Annotated in this window: 10 protein-coding genes; all 10 read right to left on the minus strand. The window is 76.2% G+C overall.

Translation table 11 applies throughout. From position 1 onward, the window contains the following. Position 1: 1 nt before the first annotated feature. On the minus strand, positions 2-12,961 hold the full coding sequence (locus G339_RS39900) for a non-ribosomal peptide synthetase (RefSeq protein WP_084693310.1): 12,960 nt from the start codon (positions 12,959-12,961) through the stop codon (positions 2-4). Between the two features lies 1 nt (position 12,962). Beyond that, positions 12,963-14,267 (minus strand): pyridoxal phosphate-dependent aminotransferase, encoded by a 1,305-nt coding sequence (locus tag G339_RS0118620; protein ID WP_019632592.1) that lies wholly within the window; start codon positions 14,265-14,267, stop codon positions 12,963-12,965. Positions 14,268-14,269: 2 nt separating this feature from the next. Next, complete coding sequence (locus tag G339_RS37950; RefSeq protein ID WP_019632593.1) at positions 14,270-16,399, minus strand: cytochrome P450; 2,130 nt, start codon at positions 16,397-16,399, stop codon at positions 14,270-14,272. A gap of 3 nt (positions 16,400-16,402) precedes the next feature. Next, entirely contained in the window at positions 16,403-16,645 is a 243-nt protein-coding gene (locus G339_RS0118630) for an acyl carrier protein (protein ID WP_019632594.1), read from the minus strand. Continuing rightward, positions 16,642-18,189, minus strand: a complete 1,548-nt coding sequence (locus G339_RS0118635) for an AMP-binding protein (RefSeq protein WP_019632595.1) — start codon at positions 18,187-18,189, stop codon at positions 16,642-16,644. The genes G339_RS0118630 and G339_RS0118635 overlap by 4 nt, the downstream gene beginning before the upstream one ends. Before the next feature lie 348 nt (positions 18,190-18,537). Further along, positions 18,538-18,963, minus strand: coding sequence for a DUF1707 SHOCT-like domain-containing protein (locus tag G339_RS0118640; protein ID WP_033323613.1), 426 nt, complete (start codon positions 18,961-18,963; stop codon positions 18,538-18,540). Positions 18,964-19,011: 48 nt separating this feature from the next. Beyond that, on the minus strand, positions 19,012-19,848 hold the full coding sequence (gene map, locus G339_RS0118645) for a type I methionyl aminopeptidase (protein ID WP_019632597.1): 837 nt from the start codon (positions 19,846-19,848) through the stop codon (positions 19,012-19,014). A 20-nt stretch (positions 19,849-19,868) separates the two neighbouring features. Then, positions 19,869-20,519, minus strand: coding sequence for an adenylate kinase (locus G339_RS0118650; protein ID WP_019632598.1), 651 nt, complete (start codon positions 20,517-20,519; stop codon positions 19,869-19,871). Beyond that, entirely contained in the window at positions 20,520-21,815 is a 1,296-nt protein-coding gene (gene secY, locus G339_RS0118655; protein WP_026341575.1) for a preprotein translocase subunit SecY, read from the minus strand. Positions 21,816-22,010: 195 nt separating this feature from the next. Then, positions 22,011-22,472 (minus strand): 50S ribosomal protein L15, encoded by a 462-nt coding sequence (rplO, locus tag G339_RS0118660; RefSeq protein WP_019632600.1) that lies wholly within the window; start codon positions 22,470-22,472, stop codon positions 22,011-22,013. Position 22,473 lies beyond the last annotated feature (1 nt).

Consider the following 22,473-nt stretch of genomic DNA (forward strand, 5'->3'; position numbering starts at 1 on the left):
CCTACTCCTCGTCGTCGGCTTCGAGCGCGGCCAGTTCGTCCGGCCGGAGCGCCACCAGCGGCGGCGCGGGGCGCCGGGCCGCGAGGCCGCGCAGCACGGTGAACCACGCGTCGGCGAGCGCGCGGACGGTGTGCGCGGGGACGATCCCCGGGCACCACGTCCACGTCGCCGAAAGGCGCGGCCCGGCGGGTCCGTCGCGGGTGACGGCGTTGACCTCGACGGCGTGCGCGGCGACCGCGCGCGGGTCGAGCCCGAGCGCCGCCGGGAGGTCCGGCAGCACGGTGAACGCCCCGAACCCGCCGCCGAACCGCCCGTGGTAGTTGAACCCGAGCCCCGGCCGGGGCAGCGCCGCGAGGACGGGCGCGGTGCGCGGGTTCAGGTGCCGCAGCAGCCCGTACCCGAGGCCGTCGCCGGGCAGTTCGGCGAGCTGCGCGGTGACGCGCGCGACGGCGCGGTCCAGCGCCGGGCCGCCTTCGGCCGCCTCCCGCCACGGGACGTCGCCCGGGTCGAGCCGCACCGGGAACAGCGCGGTGAGCCAGCCGACCGTCCGCGTCAGGTCCGCGCCGTCGCGGCCGTGCCGTTCGACGTCCGCCAGCACCCCGCCCGGCCGCCCCCGGACGCGCGCGGCGGCCAGCGCGAGGCCGGTCAGCAGCTTCTCGGTGACGGCCGCGCCGAGCAGCGGCGCGGTCGCCGCCGCGTCCAGCGTCAGCGTGACGGACCGGGCCGCGGCGGCGGTGTCGCGCGCCGGGTCGGGCGCGCGGTCCCACGGGCAGCCGTCCCCGCCCTCGACGATCCGCCGCCACAGCGGCAGCTCCGCCTCGGTCTCCGGCGCGGCGGCGCGCTCGGCGAGCCGCGCCGACCAGGCCGCCAGCGGCGTCGGGACGGGCGGCAGGACGGGGCGGCGGCCCGCCGCGACGGCCGCCCACGCGTCGTCCAGGTCGTCGAGCAGAATCCGCCACGACACCCCGTCCACGACGAGGTGGTGCGCCATCAGCAGCAGCGTGCCCGGTTCGCACCAGACGGCCTGGAACATCGCGCCCGCGTGCGGGGCGAGCCGGGCGCGCGCCGCCTCGGCCTCCGCGCGCGGGTCCGCCCCGGCGCGGACGCGCAGCAGCTCCGGATACGGCGCGTCGTCGGCGACGGCGAGCGCGCCGCCGGGCAGCAGCCGCGCGCGCAGCACCGGGTGCCGGTCGTGGACCGCGCGGAGCGCCGCCGCGACCAGCGGCGCGGTCGCCCCGGCGGGCGCGCGCAGCAGGACGGCCTGGTTGACGCCGTCGACCCGGCCGCGGTCCACGAGCGCGCGCATCAGCGGCGTCGGCGCGACGCGCCCGGACCCGCTTCCGGCGTCCGCCGGGGCGGCGGCGGGGATCGCCGCCGCGAGGGCCGCGACGGTCCGGTGCCGGAACACGTCCCGCACCGACAGCGCCAGGCCCGCGCGCCGCGCCCGGTTCACCAGCCGGATCGCGACGACGCTGTCGCCGCCGAGCGCGAAGAAGTCGTCCTCGACGCCGACGCCGGGCAGCGCGAGCGCGTCCGCGAACAGCCCGCGCAGCAGTTCCTCGCGGGCGTCGCGGGGCGCGCGGCCGGCCGGGTCGGGCGGCGCGGCGGGCGGGTCGGGCAGCGCGGCCCGGTCGAGTTTGCCGTTGGCGTTGAGCGGCAGCGCGGGCAGGACGACGAGCGCGCTCGGCACCATGTAGTCCGGCAGCGCGGCGGCCAGCCGCTCGCGGACGCCGGAGGCGTCCCCGACGACGTACCCGACGAGCCGCGGCGCCCCGTCCGGCCCGGGCCGCGCGGCGACGGCGGCGCGGACGACGCCGGGGCACGCCGCCAGCCGCGCCTCGACCTCGCCCGGCTCGACGCGGAACCCCCGGATCTTGACCTGGTCGTCGGCGCGCCCCGCGAACTCCAGCTCGCCGCCGCGCAGCCGCGCGAGGTCCCCGGTGCGGTACATGCGCGCGCCGGGCGGCCCGAACGGGTCGGCGGTGAACCGCTCGGCCGTCGCGGCGCGGCGCGCGAGGTAGCCGCGCGCGAGCTGCGCGCCCGCCAGGTACAGCTCCCCGACCGCGCCGGGCGGGACGGGCCGCAGCCGCGCGTCGAGCACGTAGGCGCGCGTCCCGGCGATCGGCCGCCCGATCGGCGGCGGCCCGGTCCCGCCGGGCCGGACGGCGCGGACGGTCGCCTCGATCGTCGCCTCGGTCGGCCCGTAGGTGTCGTGGAACGCGCCCGGCAGGACGCGGTGGAACTCCTCGACCAGGTCGGCGGGCACCTCCTCGCCCCCGCACATCACGATCCGCAGCGACCGGCAGCCCGCCGCGCCCGGTTCGGCGAGGAACGGCCGCAGCATCGACGGGACGAAGTGGACGGCCGTGACGCGCTCCCGCCGGATCAGCCCCGCCAGGTACGCGGGGTCGCGGTGCCCGCCCGGCCGCGCGACGACGACCGCCGCGCCCTCGGCGAGCGGCCACAGCGCCTCCCCGACCGCGACGTCGAACCCGGCCGGGGCCTTGGCGAGCACGCGGTCGCCCGGCCCGATCCGGAACTCCGCCCGCCGCCACAGCAGCGTGTTGGCGAGCGCGCGGTGCGGGATCACGACGCCCTTGGGCCGTCCCGTGGACCCGGACGTGTAGATCACGCACGCGGGGTTCTCCGGATGCGGCGCGCGCGGGACGGCCCGCGGCCCGTCCGGCGCCACGACGGGAATCCCCAGGTCGAGCCCGATCCCGAGGTCGGCGGACGCGGCCGTGGCCCGGGCCCGTTCCGGCGGGAGGTCCGGGTCGATCGGCAGGAACGCCGCCCCGGCCCGCAGCACGGCGAGCTGCGCGACGACGAGTTCCGCCGAGCGCGGCAGCGCCACCGCGACGACCGTTTCGGGGCCCGCGCCGCGCCCCGCGAGGGCGGCGGCGAGCCGGTCCGCCCGGTCCAGCAGCTCGCCGTAGGTGAGGACGCCGTCCTCCGCGATGACGGCCGTGGCCTGCGGGTTCCGCGCGGCCGCCGCCTCGACCAGCTCCGGGACGGTCGTCGGCGCGGCCGGGCGCGGCCCGTCCAGCAGCGCCCCGCGCTCCCCGTCCGCCAGGACCGGGACGCGCGAGACCCGCCGCTCCGGTCCCTCGGCCAGCCCCGCCAGGACCCGCGTCAGCCGCGCGCCGAGCGCCGCGACCGTCGCCGCGTCGAACAGGTCGGGCCGGTACTCGATCTCCCCGGCCAGCCCGGCGGGCGCGCCGCGCGGGCCGCGCCGCTCGGCGAACCCGACCGTCAGGTCGAACTTGGCCGCGCCGACCCGCAGCGTCTCGGCCGCCACCCGGACGCCCGCCCAGTCGGCGGGCGGCGCGGGCGGCTCCTGCCGGGCGAGCATGACCTGGAACAGAGGCGTCCGGGCCAGCGAGCGCTCGGGGTTCAGGGCCTCCACGAGCCGGTCGAACGGGACGTCGGCGTGCGCGAACGCGGCCAGGTCGGCGTCGCGGACGCGGCGCAGCAGCGCGCCGACCGTCGGGTCGCCGGACACGTCGGTGCGCAGCACGAGCGTGTTCACGAAGAACCCGACGAGCCCGTCCAGCGCGGGGTCGCCGCGCCCCGCGAACGGCGTGCCGACCGGGACGTCGTCGCCCGCGCCGTGCCGGGACAGCAGCACCGCGAGCGCGGCCTGCACGACCATGAACACGGTGACGCCGCAGTCGCGGGCGAGACGGTCCACGGCGCGGTGCAGGTCGGCGGGGACCGTCCACGGGACCGCCGCGCCCTCCCCGCCCGCGCCGCGCGGGCGGTCGGCGGGCAGCGCGATCTCGGCGGGGAGCCCGGCGAGCGCGGCCGTCCAGTACGCGAGCCGCTCGTCGGGCGCGGCGGTCTCCCGCTCCCACAGCGCGTAGTCGGCGTACTGGACGGGCAGCGGCGCCCACGCGGGCGCGCGGCCGTCCGCGCGGGCGGTGTACGCGGCGCCGAGGTCGCGCAGCAGCGGGCCGGTGGACCAGGCGTCCGCGACGATGTGGTGCAGGACCAGCAGCAGGACCGCGCCGTCGTCGTCGCGGAACAGGTGCGCGCGGATCGGCGGCTCCGCCGCGAGGTCGAAGCCGCGCCGCGCCGCCGCCGCCACGTCCGCGCGCGCCGTGCCGCGCTCGCGCCGCAGCGGCACCCGGACTGCGGCGGGGTCCAGGACGCGCTGGTCGCCGGACTCGGTGACGAGCGTGCGCAGCGCCTCGTGCCGGGCGACGACGTCGCGCAGCGCCGCCGCGAGCGCCGGTTCGTCCAGCGGGCCGCGCAGCGTCAGCGCGACCGGCACGTTGTAGTCGGCGGCGCGCGGGTCGAGCCGGTGGACGACCCACAGCCGCCGCTGCGCGGACGACAGCGGCACCCGCGCGGGGCGCGGCCGGGGGGCGAGCGGCGGGCGGGCGGCGCGGCCCGCGTCGAGCCGGGCGGCGAGGCGCGCGGGCGTCGGGGCCTCGAAGACGGCGCTCAGCGGAAGATCCGCGCCGAACACCGCGCGGACGCGGCCGAGGAGGCGGGACGCCAGCAGGGAGTGGCCGCCGAGGTCGAAGAACCCGTCGTCCGCGCCGACGTCCTGAACGTCCAGGACGTCGGCGAACAGCCCGCACAGCAGGTCCGCGCGCGGGTCGGCGGCGATCCGGCCGCCGCCGCGCGCGCCGGGCTCGGGCAGCGCGGCCCGGTCGACCTTGCCGTTCGGGGTGAGCGGCAGTTCGTCCAGCGGGACGAGCAGCGACGGGACGAGGTAGGCGGGCAGCGACCGCGCCGCGCGTTCGCGCAGGTCCCGCAGGTCGCCGCCGACGACGTACGCGACGAGCCGGTCGTGCTTCGCCGCGACCGCCGCCGCCGTGACGCCGGGGCACCCGGCGAGGAACGCCTCGACCTCGCCGGGCTCGACGCGGTGGCCGCGCACCTTGACCTGGTCGTCGGCGCGGCCCGCGAACTCCAGCTCGCCGTCGCGCCAGCGCGCCAGGTCGCCCGTGCGGTACATGCGCGCGCCGGGCGGGCCGAACGGGTCCGCGACGAACCGCTCCGCCGTCAGCGCCCGGCGGTCGAGGTACCCGCGCGCGACGCCCGCGCCGCCGACGTACAGCTCGCCGGTCACGCCGGGCGGGACGAGCCGCAGCGCGTGGTCCAGCACGTACGTCCGGACGCCGGGGAACGGCCGCCCGATCGGCGGGACGCCCGCTCTCCCGTCCAGCCGTGCGCTCATCGTCGCGCACACCGTCGTCTCGGTCGGCCCGTAGGAGTTGAACAGCGCCCGGCCCGCCGCCCAGCGCGCCGCCAGGCCCGGCGGGGCGGCCTCGCCGGCCAGGTTCAGCGTCGTGCCGGGCAGGTCGGCGGGGTCCAGGACGGCGAGCAGCGCCGGGGGCAGCGTCGCGTGCGTGACGCCGCGCGCCGCGACGACCCGCGCGACCTCCGCGCCGCCGCGCAGGTCCGCGTCGCCCGCGACGACCAGCGCCGCGCCCGCGAGCCACGCCATCAGCAGCTCCGACACCGACGCGTCGAAGCTCGGGGACGCGAACTGCAGCACCCGCGACGCCGCCGTCACCCCGTACCGCGCGATCTGCGCCCCGGCCAGCCCCGGCAGCCCGGCGTGCGGCACGACGACGCCCTTCGGCCGCCCCGACGACCCGGACGTGTAGATCACGTACGCGGGATGCTCCGGACGCGGCGGGACGGGCCGCGCCCCCGGCTCGTCCGGCGCGTCCACCGGGACCTCGTCGCCCACGACGAGCACCGGCCGCGCGTCCTCCAGCATGAACGCCAGCCGCTCCGCCGGATACGCGGGATCGAGCGGCAGGAACGCCGACCCCGCCTTCCAGACCGCCAGCACCGCGACGAGCTGCTCCACCGACCGGGGCAACGCCACCCCGACGACCCGCTCCGGCCCGGCCCCGCGCGCCACGAGCACCCGCGCCAACCGCTCCGCCCGTACATCCAACTCCCGATAACCGACCACCCCCTCGGGCGCGTCGATCGCCACCGCCTCCGGAGCCCGCGCGACCTGCCGCGCGAACAGGTCCAGCACGGTCCCCCCTGGCGGGACCTCCGACGCGGCACCAGCCCGCGCACCGGACAACGGCCCAGCCCCCGCAGACGGCGGCGCAGGCGGCGGGGCGGCGATCAAGGCTTGGCGTTCGGTGGTGGACAGGGCGTCCACGCGGTGGAGGGGGCGGTTCGGGTCGGTCGCCAGGATTCGGGCGAGGCGGACGTAGCGGGCGGCGATGTCGGCGGCTTCCGCCGGGCCGTAGGCGTCCAGGCGGTGGCCGATGCGCAGGTGGAGCCCGTCGCCGCCGGACGGCAGCAGCGCGCCGGGGATCGCCGCGAGCGACAGCGGGTAGTGCGCGGCGTCGCGGCCCTCGACGCGCGTGACCCGCACGTCCGACGCCGCGGGGATGAACCCGTCCGCGCCCACCGGGTAGTTCTCCAGCACCGCGACCGTGTTGAACAGCGTGTCCGCGCCCGCGAGGCGCGCCAGGTCGGGAAGGCGCGCGTCGTGCGCGTCCAGGAGGCGGGCGGCGCGGTCGCGCAGGTCCGTCAGGATCTCCAGCAGCGTGGCCGCGGGGGCGAGGCGGACGCGGACCGGGAGCGTCGCCGCGTACAGCCCCACCGCGTCGGCCGCCCCCGGCGCGTCGGCGGGGCGGCCCGCGACGATCCCGCCGAACACCACGTCGTCGCGGCCGGTGAGGATGCCGAGCAGCACGCCCCACAGCCCCTGCACGACGGTGTTCAGCGTCAGGCCGCGCCGCCGCGCGAGGTCCCGCAGCGCGTCGGTCGTCGCGGCGTCCAGCTCGACCAGGTGCTCGGCGGGGCGGCGCGGGCCGGGGCGGCGGCCCTCGGGGACGAGCGTCGGCCCGTCCAGCCCGGCCAGTTCCGCGCGCCACGCGCGGTCGGCCGCCGCCCGGTCCCGCGCGGCGAGGCGCGCCAGATGGTCCCGGTACGCGGGCGCGGGCGGCAGCGTCCCGCCCGAGTACAGCGCGAACAGCTCGCGGAGCAGGATCGGCATCGACCAGCCGTCCAGCACCAGGTGGTGGTGGGTGAACAGCAGCCGGTGCCCGGCGTTCACGCGGACGAGCGCGAACCGCAGCAGCGGCGGCTGCGCGGGGTCGAACGGCGCGGCGCGCTCGGCGGCGGCGAGCGCGGCGGCCTCGTCCGGGCGGCCGCGCAGGTCCGCCTCGCGCCACGGGACGGGCACGTCCGCGCGGAGCACCTGGACGGGCGGGTCGCCGGGGTGGAAGGACGCGGCGAGGTTCGGGTGGCGGCGCAGCAGCGCGGCGGCGGCCCGCCGGAGCTGCGCCGCGTCCAGTTCGCCCTCGATGTCCAGGATGAATTGGACTGTGTAGGCGTCCTCCTCGTCGTGCGTCAGGTGGAACAGCAGTCCTTCCTGCAGCGGCGTCAGCGGGAGGACGTCCAGGACCCGGCGGCCCGGCGCGAGTTCGGCGAGGCGGTCCGCGCCGATCCCGGCGAGGGGGACGTCGGCGGGGATCAGCGCGTCCGCACCGGGCTCGTCGGCGCGGTCCGCGAGCGCGGTGAGCGCGGCGAGCCAGGCGCGGGCGAACGCCTCGACCTGCCCGTCGGGGAACAGATCGGGCGGAAACGTCCAGGCGGCGGTGAGCCGGTCGCCGTCGACCAGGGCGTCGATCGTCAGCGCGTGCGCGACGGGCGCGTCCGGCGCGGCGCCGCCCAGCAGCGGGTCGGTCTCCGGCGCGGGCGCCCAGTCGGCGTCGGCGCGCGCGAACCGGCCCAGGTAGTTGACGGCGACGCGCCGCGTCGGCACGTCGAGCGCGGGCGCCCCGACCCCGCCGTGCGGGACCTCGCGCAGCCGGGCCTTCACGCGCGCGACCGCCGCGTCCGGCGCGCCGCCGCCCGGGTCGAGCCGCACCGGGTACAGCGTCGTGAACCAGCCGACCGTCGCGGACAGGTCCAGCCCGGCCAGCTCGCCCTCGCGGCCGTGGCCCTCGACGTCCAGCAGCACCGGGCGGCCCCCGCCGACCGCGAGCGCGACGGCCGTCAGCACCAGCTCGTGCGGCGACGCGCGGAACGCGGCGGTCGCGCGGTCCAGGACGCGCGCGGTGACGTCGGCGGGCAGCGCGACGCGGACCGTCCGGCACGTCGCGGCCGTGTCGCGCGGGCCGGGGTCGCGCAGGCCCGGCGCCACCGCGTCGCCCGCCAGCGCGGCCTGCCGGCTTGCCGCGTCGCCGCCGAGCCGCGGCAGCGCCCGCGCCCAGTCGCGGAACGGCGCGGTCGCCCGCAGCGGCGGCTCGCCGCGCCACGCCGCCCGCAGGTCGGCGGCGATGATCGACCACGAGACGGCGTCCACCGCGAAGTGGTGCGCGACGAGCAGCAGCCGGGCGTCGCACCACACCGCGCGCAGCACCGGGCCGCCGCGCGGGTCGAGCGTCCGCGCCTCGGCGGCGGCGTCCGGGAGCGGCGCGGTCGCGCGGCGCAGCACGTCGGCGGCGCGGACCGCGCCGGGCGGGGCCGCGCTCAGCGTCCGGCCGGTCAGCCGGACGCGCAGCATCGCGTGCCGGTCGAGGACGGTCTGCAGCGCGGCGGCGAGCCGGTCGAACGTCGCGTCCGCCGGGACGCGCAGGACGACCGCCTGGTGGTAGCCCGTCAGCGGGACGCCGCCGTCCAGCAGCGCCCGCATCAGCGGCGTCGGCGGGAACTCGCCCGTGCCGTCGCCCGTGCCGCCCGTCGTCGCGCGGCGCGCCGCCGGGCGGGCCGCCGCCGCGACGGCGCGCGGCGTCCGGTGCTCGAACACCGCGCCCGGCGACGTCTCCAGCCCCGCCGCGCGCACCGCCCGGACCAGCGCGAGCGCCAGGATGCTGTCGCCGCCCAGCTCGAAGAAGTCGTCGTCCGGCGCGGCCGCCGTCCCCAGGACCTCGCCGAACGCCTGCCGGACGGTCTCCTCCGCCGAGCCCGCCGGCCGTCGCGCGACGGGCTCCGGGCGCGGGACGGGCAGCGCCGCCCGGTCGAGCTTGCCGTTCGGCGTCAGCGGGAACCGGTCCACCGGCACCAGCGCGGACGGGACGAGCGGCGCGGGCAGCGTCCCGCGCAGTTCGGCCAGGACGTCCGCCGCGTCGAACCCCGCGCCCGGCACGACGTAGCCGACGAGCCGCCGGTGCCCCGCCGCGTCCGTGGTCGCGACGACGGCCACGTCCGCGACGGACGGCCGCGCCGTCAGCGCCGCCTCGACCTCGCCCGGCTCGATCCGGTAGCCGCGCACCTTCACCTGGTCGTCGGCGCGGCCCGCGAACTCAAGGCCGTCCGGCGTCCACCGGACGAGGTCCCCGGACCGGTACATGCGCGCGCCCGGCGGCCCGAACGGGTCCGCGACGAACCGCTCCGCCGTCAGTCCCGGCCGCCCGAGGTACCCGCGCGCGACGCCGCCGCCCGCGACGTACAGCTCCCCGACCTCGCCCGGCGGGACGGGCCGGAGCGCCGAGTCCAGCACCCGTACGGCGAGATCGGGCAGCGCCGCGCCGATCGGGCTCCCCGCCCGGTGCGTTTCCCGGTCCAGCGCCTGCGCCGTGACGTGGACGGTCGTCTCGGTGATCCCGTACATGTTCACGAGCACGGGCACGTCCGGCCGCCGCCCGTACCACTCCGCGAGCCGCGCGACGTCGAGGGCTTCTCCACCGAGCACGACGGTCCGCAACGCGAGCCGCCGCCCGTCGTCCGCCCGCACGAGCCCGTAGAACGCGGAGGGCGTCTGGCTCAACACCGTGACGCGCTCATCCGCGAGCAGCCCCAAAAAATCCTCCGGCGACCGACTGACCGCATAAGGCACGACAACGAGCCGCCCCCCGAACAACAACGGCCCCCACAACTCCCAAACAGAAAAATCAAACGCACAGGAATGAAACAGCGTCCACACATCCCCGGCCCCGAACCCGAGCAGCCCCCGCGCCACCCCGAACAACCGCACGACATTCCGATGCGTGACGACAACGCCCTTGGGCCGCCCGGTAGACCCGGACGTATAAATGACATAAGCGGCGTTGTCCGCCCCCAACCCGCCCGCCACCCCACCGCACACCTCGTCGCGCCCGCCCCCGCACCCAGACCCACCGCGCGCCCCACCCCCAGAGACCGGACGAGCCGTGTTCTCACACGACCCGCCCGCCCCACCCCGCGCCCCACCACTCAGCCGGTCACGGCCTGCGGCATCGTCCCCACGCAGATCAAACGACGAGCCACCCGCACGCCCCTGCACCCCACCGCAACCCGAGGCGTCGCCCTTGCTCGGGTCGTCCGCCTCGCCCTGCGGATCGCCGCGCAGCCCGCCAGGACCCGACGCATCGTCCTCGCGCGGACCGAACCCCGGAACACCCGCATCGCCCCGTACACCGCCGCGCGAGCGGTCGCGGCCTGCGGCATCGGCCCCGCACAGACCAAGCGACGAGCCGCCCGCCTCACCCTGCACCCCAACGCGCAGCCCACCGAAACCCGAGGCGTCGCCCTTGCCCAGGTCGCCCGCCGGAACACCCGCCTCGCCCTGCGGGTCGCCGCGCAGCCCGCCAGGACCCGACGCATCGTCCTCGCGCGGACCGAACCCCGGAACACCCGCCTCACGCCGCGCGCCGCCGCACGGGCCGCCGGAATCCGAAGCGTCGTCCTCGCTCAGGTCGCCCGCTGGGGCGCCCCCTTCGCTCGGCGCGCCGCCGCGCGGGCTGGTGGAGGTTGGGGCGTCGTCGTCGCGTAGATCCAGCGTCGGGACGCCCGCATCGGCGGCCGCGCGGGCGGCGGCGGGGTCGCCCATGTGGACGAGCAGGGCGGGAGCGGCGTCGGTCAGCGTGAACCGCAGCCGCTCCGGCGGATGGTCGAGGTCGAGCGGGACATAAGCGGCCCCGGCCTTCAACGTCCCGATGATCGCCGCGACGAGGTCCACCGACCGGGGCAGCGCGAGCGCGACCCGCCCCTCCACCCGCGCTCCCGCCGCCACGAGGCGCGCCGCCAGCCGCTCGGCCCGCGCATCCAGCTCCGCGTACGTCACCGAGACATCCCCGCACGTCACGGCCACCGCGCCCGGCAACCGAGCAACCTGCGCGGCGAACAACTCCGGCAACGTCGCACCACAACCCGCCCCGCACCACTCGGCCCACACATCGCCCCGGCTTTCACCACCGCCTGCGCCGCACAGCGCAACATCGCACTCGCCGCACGACGCAACACCGCGCCCACTGCACAACGCGGGGCCAGGCTCGCCGCGCAACGCGCCATCGTGCTCGCCGCAGGACGCGGCACCGCATTCACCGCACAACGCAGGGCCAGGCTCGCCGCACGACGCGGAACCGCGCTCGCCGCACTCGCCGCAGGACGCGGCACCGCATTCGCCGCACAACGCTGGACCGCGCTCGCCGCGCGGCGGGGCGCAGCACGCGCAAGACGCGGCGTCATGCTCGGCGCCCGGCGCAACGTCACGCTCAGCGCAAGGCACGACGTCACGCTCAGCGCCCGGCGCGGCGGCACGCTCAGCACGCGGCGCAACGTCACGCTCAGCGCACGGCGGGACATCACGCTCGGCACGCGGCGCGACGTCACGCTCCGCACGCGGCGCGGCGGCACGCTCAGCGCAAGGCGCAACGTCACGTTCGACGCGCGGCGCAACGTCACGCTCCGCGCGCGGCGCGGCGTGCGGTTTGGTCGGGGCGGCAGAACACCCCGCAGTGAGAGTCCGTTCATTTTCTGTCGAGACGTCGAGGCGGCCGAGTGGGGTCTCCGGGTCGGCCGATGCGAAGGCGCGCAGGAATTCAGTGAAACGCGTCCGGTGGGCGTCGGCGGCTGCGGAGGAATAGCGCGCCGGGTTGAAATCCAGGTCCAGGCGAATGGCGTCCGCGTCGTCGTGAACGGTCAGCAGCACGTCGTCCACCGGCCCGGCCGCGAGGTTGTGCGCCGTCGCCGCGCGGCCGTGGAAGAGCACCGGCCCGCCGAAGCCCACCACGTTGACGACCGGCCCGACCAGCGCCCGTCCCTGCCCGAGAATGCCCAGTTCACGCCGGATGTCCTCGTGCCGGAACCGCTGGTGGCGCAGCATTTCCCCGGTTTCCCGCGCGACGTCCGACGCCAGCGCGCCGACCGTCGTCCACGGCGAGACGGACGCGCGCAGCGGCAGAACCGTCGAGTACATCCCCGGCACGCGCTGCGCCAGCGGCGTCGCGCGGCCCGACACGGTCACGCCCACCACGACGTCCCGCGCGCCCGTCACCCGGTGCAGGTACGCCGTGAGCGCCGCGACGAACACCCGCGCGCGGCTCGCCCCGGCGACCCGCGCGATCCGCCCGAGCCCCACGAGCGAAGGCCGGGGCAGCACCGCGCGCCGCCGCAGCGCCGACCGCGAAGCCGAGGCCGACACGGCGGCCAACGACGGCACTTCGGCGACCCCGGCGAGCCGATCCCGCCAGAACCGCAGATCCGCCTCCCGACGCGGCGACGCCCGGTACGCCGCTTCCTCCGCCAAGCGGTCCGCCTGCGCCGCGAACGGATTCGGCGGCACCGGCGCACCGGCGGCGAGCGCGTCGTACACGGCGGCCGCCCGCCGCGCCAGCAGCACGAACGTGAACCCGTCGGTGACGGCGTGATGCGCCCCCTGGAACCACAGGAAACGTCCGTCCGCGACCTCGACCAGCGCCGTCCGCACCAGCGGCCCCCGCGCCAGGTCGAACGGCCGCGCCAGCTCCGCCCGCATCCACGCGACCGCCGCCTCCAACGGCTCCGACGAGAAGTCCAGCAGCGGGACGTCCACGTCACCCGCCGCGAGAACCTGCCGCAGCCCGTCCGCCGTCTCCACGAACCGCACGCCGAACACCCCGGCGTCCGCCACCGCCCGCCGCACGGCCGCGACGAAGGGCAGCGGATCGACGCCGCCGACGTCCAGGTACTCCCCGACGTTGTAAACCGTGCTCTCCGGGTCCAGCCGCTGCGCGTACCAGACCCCCGCAGCCCCAGCAGCGACCGGCGCGACTTCAGAAGACGTCATCTCACCTCGCCCCCCGCACCCACGCGGCACCGCACGAAGGAGACGCAAGCTCCCCCAGCACCGCCCGCAACCGCGTCAGCGCCCGCGCCACCGGCGGCGCGGCCACCGGATCGGCCGCGCGCAGCACCGCACGACGCTCCTTGGGCGTCGCGCCGTGCAGAAGACTCGTCGCCGCGCGGAACCGCAGAGCCCCCGGATCGTCCCCGAAGTTGTGGCCCCCGAGAACCGCCACCCCGAAGTCGTCCAGAAGCATCCGCTGCAAAGACGGAGAATCCACGACCCCCCGCGAAGCCAGCACCGGCCGAAGCGCCTCCAGATCCGGATACAGATAAAAGCCCCCGCCCGGCTCAGGACAGCGAGCCCCCGCAGCCCGGAACAACGAAGCCACCGCAGCGGTGACCGCCCCGTGCAGCCGCGCGCTCGCCCGGACGTGGTCGCGCACCTCCGGCGGCTCCGCGAACGCCACCCGCGCGACCTCCTGCTGCGGCCCCGCCAGCGCCGACCAGCTCTCGCTCGCCAGCGCCGTCACCCGCTCCCGCAGCGTCCGCCCGCCGGAACCGTCCGGGAACCGGACGACCCCGACCCGCCACCCGCCGAGCGACAGGCTCTTGCTCAGCCCGGTCAGCACGACGGTCCGCTCCGGCAGCGCCTCCGCCGGGCTGAGCACCGCCGCCGCCGGATCGTGCAGCAGGTCCCGGTAGATCTCGTCGGACACCACCAGCAGCCCGAACCGCGCCGCGACCGCGCACACGTCCCGGACGAGGCCCGGCGGCGCGAGCGCACCGGTCGGGTTGTCGGGCAGCGTCAGGACGAGCAGCCGCGGATCGGCCCCCGCCGCCCGCGCCGCCGGGACCGCGCGCGCGAGCCCGTCCGGGTCGGGGACGCCGCCGCAGCCCTCCGGCGCCCGCACGCGGACGGCCCGCCGTCCGAGCAGCCGCGTCTGCGGCGCGTACGTCACCCAGCACGGCGTCGGCAGCACCACGTCCCCCGGCACCGCCGCCAGCACGGCCAGCAGCAGCGCCTTGGCCCCCGGCCCGAGCAGCACCTGGTCCGGCGCGGTCGGCAGCCCGCGCCGCGCGAAGTACCCCGCCGCCTCGGCCCGCACCACCGGACGCCCCGCGACGGGCCCGTAATCCTGGTGGACGGCCCCCGCCGCGAGCCGGTCCACCAGCACGCGCGGCGGCGGCAGCCGCGACTCCCCGAACCCGAGGTGCAGCACGTCCTGCCCGGCCGCGACCCGCTCCCGGACGTGCTGGTCCAGCAGCAGGTTCGGCGACACGACGGGCCGGCCGCGTGGGTGCGCCATCGTCAGCTCCAGTACAGCAGCGGCTCGGCGGGCCCGCGCGACGCGATGAACGCCGCCGTCCCCACCCGGGGCTCGTCGGCCGCCGCCGCGACCGCGTGCAGCAGCACCGAGCTGAACATGATCAGATCCCCGACGGCGGGCCGGAACGTCAGCGCGGCGGGCCCCACCGACTCCGGCTCCAGCCCCTCGACCTCGACGATCACCGCCCGCTCCGCCTCCGTCGGCTCCCGCAGCCACAGGTGCAGCTCGCCGCCCCGCTCCGGCGTCGCCAGATACACGTTCGCGGTGAGCTGCTCCCGGATACCCGCGATCTCCGGCGCGTCGGTCTCCTGGTCGATGCGGTCGTTGTGCGGGAAGAGCTGCGACCCGCCCGGCCGGAACACCCGCAGCGCCCCCACGAAGCACGGCTGCCCGCGCAGCGTCAGCAGCCGCGCGCCGCCCGGCCACAGCTCCTCCAGCAGCAGCCGCAGCCGGTCGATCGGCGACGGGTACGGCGCGAACAGCGCCCGCGACGCCCGCGTCGAGTCCGGCGCGGCCCGGTGGTACTCCGCCACCCGCTCCGGGTCCCACGCCGTGTCGACGTGCGGCGTGAACACCCGCCCCACCGACCCGCTCTTCGCCTTGTGGTAATTGCCCAGCTCGGGATGGTCGAGGGCGCGCGCGGCGGCGGCGCGCGCCGCGTCCGCGGGGAAGAAACCCCGCACGTGGATCGCCGCGAGCCGCCGCCGCAGCAGCGCGTCCAGCGTGTCCGCCGTCAGCTCGTGCGCGACGACGGGCGCGGCGCGCGGCGGCAGCGCGGAATCGGTGGCGGGCATGGCCGGCCTCCCTCGGTGTGTTCGGCTGCGGACCTCGATCGGCAGCGCGCGCGGCCCCCGGAACGCGCCGCCCTCGACGGGCCCCGGCGGCCCGGCGAGCCGGACGTCGGACGTCCGGTCCAGCAGCACGTCCAGCGCCGTCGTCAGTTCGAGCCGCGCGAGCGGCAGGCCGAGGCACAGGTGCGCCCCGAACCCGAACGTCAGCGCGCGCGGCGCGCCGCGCGTCCAGCGGCCGGGGTCCCACCGGTCCGGCGCGGCGTAGGCGCGGTCGTCGCGGTTCGCCCCGGCCAGCAGGACGTGCAGCACCGCGCCCGCCGGGACCTCGACGCCGCCGATCACGGCGTCCTCGGTCGCGAACCGCAGCGTCGAGTGCAGCGGCGGATCGCGGCGCAGCGTCTCCTCGACGGCCGGGCCGACCAGCGAGCGGTCCGCGCGCAACGCCGCCAGCCGCCCCGGCTCCGCGAGCAGCGCCAGCAGCAGGTTCCCCAGCGCGCGGACGGTCGTCTCCGTCCCCGCCGCGATTAGCAACAGCACAAGCCGAACAAGCCCTCGCTCGTCCAACCCGTGGTTGGCCAGCCCGTGGTTGGCCAGCCCGCGCCCGGCCGGTCCGCGCTCGTCCAGTCCGCCCCCGGCCGGCCCATGCCCGGCCAACTCGCGCTCGGCCGACCCGCGCCCAGCCGCCCCATGTCCGATCGGCCCGCGCTCGTCCAACCCGTGCCCGGCCTCGCGCAGCAGCCGCGCCAGCAGCCCCGTCTCGGCGCGGTGCCCGCGGACGAGCCCGGCGATCCGCTCGTCCAGCCGGTCCCGCGCGGCCAGCGCCGCCGCCAGGTTCCCCGCCGGACGGTCCAGGTAGCGGATCACCGGACCGAGCGCCGCGTAGACCTCCGCCGCCCGCGCCGCCGGAATCCCGAGCACGCCCGCGACGACCCGCGCCGGGACGACCGCCGCGAACGCCGCGACCGCGTCCACCGGCCCCCGGTCCACGAGCGCGTCCACCGCCCGCTCCACCACCGGCCGGACGAGCGTCTCCCCGTACCCCGCGACGGTTCGCGCCCGGAACTCCGGCGCGACCGCCCGCCGCAGCGCCCGGTGCCGCGCCCCCTCGGTGTCGAGCAGGTTCGGCCCGAACACCTGCCGCGTCGCGCGGAACGGATGCGTCCCGCCCACGCCGGGCGTGGTCAGCGCCTCGACCGCCGCGTCGTACCGCGCGACGAGATACGTCCCCGCGTCCGACCGCACGACCGGCCCCAGCTCCCGCACCGCCGCGTAGTACTGCCACGGGTCGTCGCGGGGACCGGGCGGCGGCGGCAGGCTCATCGGTCAGCCGCCGAACGCGTCGTAGAGCGACCGCAGCGTGTAGAAGACGTCCGGGTCGTGGTCCTCCGCGCGGATCTCGACGCCCAGGACCCGCTCGGCGAACGCGATCAGCTCCACCATCCGCAGCGAGTCGACGAGCCCGAGCGCGAGCAGGTGGTCGTCCTCCCCGATCCGCTCCACGCCCAGCCGCCGCGCCGGGTCCGCGAGATAGTCCCGCGTGCGCGCGTAGAACTCGTCCCGCGTCATCCCGCCACCGCCTCGTCCAGCGACGCGAGCAGGGCCGCGCGGTCCACCTTCCCGTTCGCGTTGACCGGGATGCCGTTCACGAACCGCAGCACGCGCGGCACCATGTACGCGGGCAGCTCCGCCAGGCACGCCGCCCGCAGCGCCGCCTCGCTCACCCCGCGCGGCGCGACGACGAACGCCGCGAGCCCGTCCGCGACGGCCAGCACCGCCGCGCCCTCGACCCCCGGATACGCCAGCAGCCGCCGCTCGACCTCGGCGGGCTCGACGCGGTTGCCGAGCACCTGCACCTGCGCGTCCCGCCGCCCCGCGAAGTACAGTTCGCCGTCCGCGCCGAGCCGCGCGAGATCGCCCGACCGGAACACCCGCTGCCCCGACTCCGGGCACCGCGGGTCCGGGACGAGCGCCGCCCGCGTCGCCTCCGGGTCCGCCCAGTACCCCGAGAACAGCGCCGCGCCCCGCAGATGGATCTCGCCGACCGCGCCGGGCTCGGTGACGGGCGCGCCGCGCTCGTCCAGCAGCATCATCTCCGCCCCCGGATGCGCGGGCCCGATCGGCAGCCCCGCGTCCGGCACGGCCTCGGGGATCTCCGCGAACGAGCACGCGATCGACTCCGACTGCCCGAACACGTTCACCATCCGCGTCCGGGGCAGCAGCGCCCGCAGCCGCCGGAACTCCGGCACCGGGAACGCCTCCCCGCCCACGATGATCTGCCGCAGCCGGTCCCGCAGCCCGCCCAGCTCGGCGGGCGCGTGCCGCAGCACCGGCCGCCACACCGACGGCACCCCGTCCACCTGGGTGACCCCGGCCGCGTCGAGGAACGCGACGAACCGCCGGGGCTGCCGCAGCAGCCCGCGCGGCACCGGGACGAGCGCCGCGCCGCCGCCGAGCGCCTGGCCGAGGTCGAGCATCGTCATGTCGAACTGGAACGGCGACACCGACGCGACCCGCCCGTCCGCGCCCGGCGCGCACTGCGCCAGCATCCCCCGGAAGAACGCCAGGACCGCGCGGTGGCTCATCACGATGCCCTTGGGCCGCCCGGTCGTCCCGGACGTGAACACGACGTACGCCGGATCGGTCTCCACGACGCGGAACGGCACCGCCGCCCCCACGACGGGACCGCGCAGAACGCGCACTCCGGCGTCATCGAACGTCCCGGCGCCCGCGCCGTCCGGCGCCTCGTCCAGCCGCCCGGCCCCCGCCGCCAGCAGCAGCGACGGCCGGGTGACGGCGATGATCCGCCGCAGCCGCGCGGTCGGCAGCTCCGGCGAGACGGGCACGAACGTCAGCCCGGCCCGAGCGCACGCCAGCAGCACGACCACCGCGGCCGCCGACGTGTCGGACTCGATGAGCACCCGATCGCCCGGCGCGAGCCCCAGCCCGTCGAGGACCGCCGCCGCCCGCGCCACCCGGCCCCGCAACTCGCCGTAGCTGATCTCGACGAACCCGCCGGCGACGGGCTGCACGACCGCCGTCCGCTCCGGCCCCGCGCCCGGCGAGCCGAGCAGGAATCCGTCGATCAGCTCGCCGGCGGCGCTGCGGGCCACGACACCCCCTCGGTCCGGGAGGCCAGGGGACGCGCCGCCGTATCACGATCCGATCTCGATCGCTCGGCGCCGCCCCCGGGCCCGAGGATTGACGCCGCCGACGCTAACCGGGACGATTACGCACCGTCAACGGCAATCAACGCATCGCGGTCCCGTCAGCGCCGCGTGGCGACAACGCCACAGAGACCACCCATGACCAGGACTTTCACCGGAACCCGCCGACCGCGCCGCCGCCACCCGACACCCGCGGCTTTAGCCATTCTTTACCGCGCCGACCGACCCACCGACATGTACGAAACTAAAAGGAATTCGCCCGACAAACCCGCCGACATACCGCCCGAAAAACGGTCAGCGCCGCCGACCCCCGAGCGTCGCCGCGAGCAGCGCCACACCCCACGGCCCCGCCACCCAGAGCCACCACGGATAGACCACGTTGCCCGCCAGCGCCAACGCCAGCCACACCACGAAGTTGATCCCGCTGACCATCGCCCACCCGGACCACGCCAGCGCCCCGACCCGGCCCCCCACGACACCGCGCTCGCGGTCCTTCGTCAACGACCGGTCGTACCGCTGCCCCGCCGGAACCGGATACGCCGGGGAGTCGAAATCCTCCTCCGGCAGGTCCGCCGTCAGCTCCGCCAACTCGCCCAGCGTGCGCGCCGCGTACACCGACTCGATCCGCTCCCGCAGCTCGTCGGTGGTCAAGCGCCCGACCGCGCAGTGCTCCCGCAGGCTCGCCGCGACCCGGTCGCGGTCCGCGTCCGACGCGCGCATCCGCGGGTCCGGCTCAGAGTTCGCCGACGCCACCGGACTCCCCCTCGGTCAGGACGGCGCGTCCCCGCCGGACGCGTCCAGTCCCAGCTTGGCGAACCACTCCCGGCCCTCGTCAAGGGCCGTCAGCACCCGCGGCCCCGCCGGCGTCACCGCGAACGTGTGCTCGAAGTGCGCCGAGTGCCGCCCGTCCGCCGTGACGACCGTCCAGCCGTCGTCCAGCTCGACGGTCTCCTTCGTGCCGAGGTTCACCATCGGCTCGACCGCGAAGCACATCCCCGCCTCCAGCACCGGGCCGTGCCCCGCCGCGCCGTGGTTGGGGATCAGCGGGTCCATGTGCATCTCGGTGCCGATGCCGTGCCCGCCGTAGCCCTCGACGATCCCGTACGCCCCGCGCTCGCGGACGTACGTCTCGACCGCGTTGGACATGTCCGTCAGCCGTGCCCCGACAAGCCCCGCCGCCAGGCCGTGCCACAGCGACGCCTCGGTGACCTCCAGCAGCGTCGCCTGCTCCTCGGTGATCTCCCCCACCGGGACGGTGATCGCGGAGTCCCCGTGCCAGCCCTCGACGATCGCGCCGCAGTCGATCGAGACGACGTCCCCGTCCCGCAGCACCTTGTCCGCGCGCGGGATGCCGTGGACGATCTCCTCGTTGACCGACGCGCAGATCGTCCCGGTGAACCCGTGGTACCCCTTGAACGACGGAACCCCGCCGTGGTCGCGGATGTACTGCTCCGCGACGGTGTCGAGGTCCAGCGTCGTGACGCCCGGCTTCACCGCGCCGCGCAGCACTTCCAGCGTGCGCCCGACGAGCAGGCCCGCCGCCCGCATCAGCTCGACCTGCTCGGCCGTCTTGATCTGGATCGCGGGCCTGCGCCGTCTGAACATGTCTCCCCCCGACCGGCCGGTCACTTCTCCAGCGGCGCCAGCGCGCCCAGCGCCCGCCGCGTGACCTCCTCGACCGAACCGGTCGCCTCGATCTCGACGAGGACGCCCTCGTCGCCGTAGAACTGCACCAGCGGCGCCGTCTCGCGGCGGTACACCTCCAGCCGGTGCCGGATGACCTCTTCCTTGTCATCGTCCCGCTGGAACAGGTGCCCGCCGCACTCGTCGCAGACGTCGTCGTGCTTGTCGTCGAAGTCGACGTGCGAGATCTCGCCGCACGAGTCGCACATGCGGCGGCCCGACAGCCGCCGGACGACTTCTTCCTCGTCCACGACGAGGTCCAGCACGACGTCGATGCGGGTGTCCCACTCGGCCAGCATCTTCTTCAGCGTCTCCGCCTGGGGGACGTTCCGGGGGAACCCGTCCAGGAGGAAGCCGTCGCGGGCGTCGGGCTCGCCGAGCCGGTCACGGACCATCGCGATCGTCACCTCGTCGGGGACGAGATCGCCGCGGTCCATGTACTCCTTGGCCTTGCGGCCCAGCTCGGTGCCCTCGCTCACGTTCGCGCGGAAGATGTCACCGGTCGAGATCTTCGGGATCGACAGATGCGATGCGATGAACTGGGCCTGCGTCCCCTTGCCCGCTCCCGGGGGGCCCACCAAGACGATGCGCATCTACCGGAGGAAGCCCTCGTAGTTGCGCTGCTGGAGCTGAGATTCGATCTGCTTCACGGTGTCCAGTCCCACGCCGACGATGATGAGAATGCTCGTCCCGCCGAAGGGGAAGTCGTTGCTGGTCTTGAGCAGCGAGAACGCGACCATCGGGATCAACGCGACGAGCCCCAGGTACAGCGCACCGGGTGTGGTGATCCGGGTCAGCACGTAGTCGAGGTACTCGGCGGTCGGCCGGCCCGGACGGATGCCTGGGATGAACCCACCATACTTCTTCATGTTGTCGGCCACTTCAGTGGGGTTGAAGGTGATGGCCACGTAGAAGTACGTGAAGAAGATGATGAAGACGAAGAAGACCGCCATGTGCCAGGCGTTGTCCTGCTGCAGGTAGGGCTGGACCTTCTGGAGCCACTTGGTGTTCGGCCAGAGCTGCGTCGCGAGGACCGGCAGGTACAGCAGCGACGAGGCGAAGATCACGGGGATGATGCCCGCCTGGTTCACCTTCAGCGGGATGTAGGTCGACGTCCCGCCGTACATCCGGCGGCCGACCATCCGCTTGGCGTACTGCACCGGGATGCGGCGCTGCGCCTGCTCGACGAACACGACGCCCGTCATGATGGCCAACCCGACCAGGATGACGATCGCGAACGTGAAGCCGCCCTTGGACTTGTAGATGCTCCAGAACTGCGCGGGGAACACCGCGACGACCTGGGTGAAGATCAGGATCGACATGCCGTTGCCGACGCCGCGGTCGGTCACCAGCTCGCCCAGCCACATGATGATCGCCGTACCGGCGGTCATACAGATCACGATCGTGACGATCGTGAACACCTTGGTGTTGTAGAGCACGTCGTCGGCGCCGGAAATGCCCTGGAACAGGTTGCCCGTGCTCGCCATCGCGACGATGCCCGTCGCCTGGAGGATCGCCAAGCCGACCGTCAGGTACCGCGTGTACTGGGTGATCTTCGTGGTCCCGGCCTGGCCCTCCTTCTTCAGGGCCTCCAACCGGGGGATCACGACCGTCAGCAGCTGCAGGATGATGCTCGCCGTGATGTAGGGGTAGATCCCGAGGGCGAACACCGACAGCTTCAGCAGCGCCCCGCCGCTGAACAGGTCGACCAGCCCGTAGAGCTGGCTGCTCGACTTGGCCTTCTCGGCCGTGTCCGCCAACACCTTGGTGTTCACGCCGGGGGCCGGCAGCAGCGCGCCGATCCGGAACACCACGATCATCGAGAGCGTGAACAACAGTTTCTTACGCAGGTCAGGCGTACGGAAAGCCCGAGCGAACGCGGTCAGCACCATTCCTCCTGCGCGACTGACGTATGCATGGCAGCCGTGGGGCCGGTTTCAGGTCCAGGGACGGCGGGGAGACCACAGAGGGTCACCCTCGCCGCTGCGACTCTAACAGCAGATGTGACCGGGGCCGCACCCCCGCGCGCCACGACCTTACGGCCCTTGGCACGCGGTGAGCACGGCCCCAGCATCAGGTGAGCGTTACAGCTCGTCGGCGGTTCCGCCGGCGGCGGCGATCTTCTCCTTGGCCGCGCCGGAGAAGGCGTGCGCCTTCACCTGGACGGCCACCGAGATGTCGCCGGTGCCGAGGATCTTGACCGGACGGTTCCGGCGCACCGCGCCCTTCGCCGCCAGGTCCTCCGCCGTGACCTCGCCGCCCTCCGGGTAGAGCTCCGCGAGCTTGGCCAGGTTCACGACCTGGAACTCGACCCGGTTCGGGTTCTTGAAGCCCTTGAGCTTCGGAAGCCGGCGGATCAGCGGCATCTGGCCGCCCTCGAAGCCGACGGGAACGGTGTTGCGCGCCTTCGTGCCCTTGGTGCCGCGACCGGCCGTCTTGCCCTTCGACGCCTCGCCGCGGCCCTTGCGGGTCTTCGGGCGGTTGGCGCCGGGGGCCGGACGCAGGTCGTGGACCTTGAGCGGGCCGCCCTGGTTGGCGTCCGCCATG

It is taken from the genome of Actinomadura atramentaria DSM 43919 (assembly GCF_000381885.1).
In the GTDB taxonomy this organism is placed as follows: Bacteria; Actinomycetota; Actinomycetes; order Streptosporangiales; family Streptosporangiaceae; genus Spirillospora; species Spirillospora atramentaria.